The following is a 3,210-nucleotide window of genomic DNA, read 5'->3' on the forward strand; positions in this document are numbered from 1 at the left end:
GTTTAATGGCAAAGACCTAACCGGATGGCATGCAGATGTTCCTGARATGGATAAAGATTCAAACGCCCGGATGCCTTTTATCATTCGTAACGGTTTATTGGTAAGTTTGGGAACTCCAGGAGGTCACCTGATTACCGATGCTACTTATAAAAATTACCGTTTGGAAGTACAATATCGTTTTGCCGCCAAACCAGGCAATTGTGGTGTACTTGTACATGCTTCTACACCGAGGGCACTTTACGATATGTTCCCAAAATCAATAGAAGTACAAATGCAGCATACTATGGCCGGTGATTTTTGGTGTATCCAGGAAGACATTACTGTTCCTGATATGGAAACAAGACGTGGTCCCAAAGAAAACTGGGGCGTTAATGGCGATAAGCTTAGAAGAATAAAAAGATTGGTTCAGGATGTTGAGAAACCTGTAGGCGAATGGAATAAAATGGTTATCGAATGTTTGGGTGATCAGGTGAAAGTATGGGTTAACGACGTTTTTGTAAACCATGGAACCAATTGCACGGTAAGTAGCGGCAATATTGCATTGCAGGCAGAGGGCTCTGAAGTGGAGTTTAGAAAAGTGGTATTGGAACCGATTAAGAAATTAACGGTAAAATAGCCATTCTACTCTAAGACTGGAATCTTTTGCCCGCTTCGCTAAATGGGCAAAATTTCCTAGGCCTTTTCGCAGAAAGTCGATTTTAAGTAAAGCGAGTGAACTAAGTTATCGTTCTAAAATAGCCACCTCGTCATCTCGACAATAGGAGAGATCTCTCCTATTGTCGAGATGACGACTGTATTAAGGCTATAGCTTTAAATAGTATAACTAACCGATCAATGATTCAGCTTTAGTTAAAACAGCAGCTAAACCATCTTTATTTTTTCCACCAGCTGTAGCGTAGAAAGGCTGTCCGCCACCCCCGCCTTGTATATCTTTTGCTAGTTCCCTAACTATATTAGAAGCATTAAGGCCTTTATCTTTAACTAGATTCTCTGATAACATTACTGTAATTCCAGGTTTATCATCAATTAAGGTAGTAAACACAAGGAACAGATCATCAACCAGATCCTTAACTGAAAACGCTAAGTTTTTAACAGCTTCTGCATTTGGGAGATCAACGTGGGTTGCAATCAGATTAATGCCATTAATAGTTTTAAGGTGATGTACAATTTCATGCTTAAGATTTGCAGCTTGTTCACCAACAGCCTTATCAGCGTCCTTTTTAAGCTTTGCATTTTCTTCGATAAGTGCAGCAACAGCGGCTTTAAGGTCCTTATTTCCCTTTAATAACGATCTTAGCTCATTTAGCTCCTTGTTTTGTTCCAAAATAAAAGCTTCAGCCTTATCAGCTGTAATTGCTTCTATTCTTCTTACACCAGCAGCAACAGCACTTTCAGATGTGATTTTAAAATAACCGATCTGACCTGTTGCCTGTACGTGTGTACCACCGCAAAGCTCTTTAGAATAATRATCATCAAAGGTGATGATGCGTACTAAATCTCCATACTTTTCACCAAATAAAGCAGTTACGCCGCTCGAAATGGCCTGATCATATGGAACATATCTTTGCTCCTTTAAAGGAATGTTTTCTCTTACTTTCTGATTAACCAGATGTTCAATCTGCGCCAATTCCTCATCAGTAACTTTTGCAAAATGCGAAAAGTCGAACCGCAGGTAATCAGGGTTTACCAATGAACCTTTTTGATTTACGTGCGACCCTAATACTTTTTTCAATGCAGCATGCAACAAGTGTGTGGCGCTATGGTTATCCTGAGATAGTAAACGTTTATCTTCATCAATAACAGCCCAAAACTGACCATCAACATCTTCAGGTAAGGTATCGGCATAATGTACAATTACGCCGTTTTCTTTCTTGGTATCAGTTATTTCAACAAAGAAAAGACGACTATGATCTTCTAAACGACCTGTATCACCAACCTGACCACCACTTTCAGCATAAAAAGGGGTTTTACTCAACACAATCTGATACTGGTCTTTGCCCTTTGCGCTAACCTTGCGGTACTTTACAATCTCCGTTTCAGCCTCAGAATCGTCATATCCCACAAATTCAACCTCAAGATCAGGATTTACCACAACCCAGTCTCCGGTATCAACCGCAGTAGCTGCACGAGAACGCTCTTTTTGTTTTAAAAGCGCCTTGTTATATTCTTCCATATCAACCGTCCAGCGTTGTTCTCTGGCCATCAATTCAGTTAAATCTATCGGAAATCCATAGGTATCATTCAGCTCAAAAGCAAACTCACCTGAAATCACCATCTGGTCTTTCAATATGCTGTGAACCCATGGATCATCAAATCTTTTTTCAAGCTCAATAGCATTCTCTGCCATTAATACTTCGCCTTGCTTTTTAGTGTAATTATCAAAGCGTTGGATACCTGTAGCTAAAGTTCTTAAGAAAGAAATTTCCTCTTCTAAAACTACCTTTTGCACAAAATCCTGCTGCATTGAAAGCTCATCAAATACCCCTTTAAATTGCTCGGCCAATACAGGCACCAGTTGATTTAAAAACGGGTCTTTAAGGTTAAGGAAAGTATAAGCATACCTAACCGCGCGACGCAAAATACGACGGATCACATAGCCTGCTTTATTATTAGAAGGCAACTGTCCATCGGCAATTACAAACGAAATGGCACGGATATGATCAGCCATCACGCGCATAGCGATATCCGTTTTTTCATCTACACCATAATCAACCCCCGCATGTTTAGCGATGAATTGAATTAAGGGTTGAAAAACATCGGTATCATAGTTTGAAGATTTCTCCTGCAATACGYGAACTAAACGCTCAAAACCCATTCCAGTATCTACATGCTGGGCAGGAAGCGGTTGCAATGAACCATCTTTTAAACGGTTAAACTGCATAAATACATTGTTCCATATCTCAATAACCTGAGGATGGTCGGCATTTACCAGCGATTTACCTTCAACGGCTTTACGCTCCTCATCCGATCTGCAATCAACATGGATTTCAGAGCATGGACCACATGGTCCCGTATCGCCCATTTCCCAAAAATTATCTTTTTTATTACCTAAAATAATGCGGTCTTCAGGAACATATTGCTTCCAAAGCTCGTAAGCCTCGGTATCCCTTGGCAAACCTTCTTTTTCGTCTCCTTCAAAAATGGAAACATATAATTTATCTTTTGGAATTTTATAAACCTCGGTCAATAGTTCCCAGCTCCAGGCAATGG

General features: G+C 40.1%; 2 protein-coding genes. One reads left to right on the forward strand and one right to left on the reverse strand.

What is annotated here, in order from left to right:
- On the forward strand, window positions 1–616 hold a 616-nt coding region (locus tag AC1DG9_RS25415), incomplete at its 5' end, for a 3-keto-disaccharide hydrolase (RefSeq protein WP_477635499.1).
- Window positions 617–823: 207 nt separating this feature from the next.
- On the opposite strand, the gene alaS is transcribed toward AC1DG9_RS25415, so the two are convergent.
- On the reverse strand, window positions 824–3,210 hold a 2,387-nt coding region (alaS, locus tag AC1DG9_RS25420), incomplete at its 5' end, for an alanine--tRNA ligase (protein ID WP_477635500.1).

The organism is Pedobacter sp. 05L430 (genome assembly GCF_056397585.1).